Raw genomic sequence first — 233 nt, 5'->3', positions numbered from 1 at the left:
CCCCCCCCCCCACCCCCCCAGCCCCCCCCCCCCCCCCCCCACCCCCACCCCCCCCCCCCCCCCCCCCGCCCCCCCTCCCCCCCCCCCCCCCGCCCCCCCCCACCCCCCCCCCACCCCCCCCCCCCACCCCCCCCCCCCCCCCCCCCCCCCGCCCTCACCCGCGCCCGCGGCCCCGCCCCCCTGCCCCCCCCCCCCCCCCCCCCAGCCCCAGGGCCCCCCCCACGGTCATATGC

The 233-nt window shown here is 91.8% G+C and carries 1 protein-coding gene; it reads left to right on the top strand.

Annotation, left to right across the window (positions count from 1 at the left end):
* Positions 1 to 233, top strand: a 233-nt coding sequence (locus AC0L3D_RS37130) for a hypothetical protein (RefSeq protein ID WP_473647591.1), incomplete at both ends; no start/stop codon positions are given.

Source organism: Mesorhizobium sp. WSM4837, assembly GCF_055811435.1.
The sequence above is the reverse complement of the archived record's forward strand: the minus strand, read 5'-3'. Positions and strand labels throughout refer to the sequence as shown.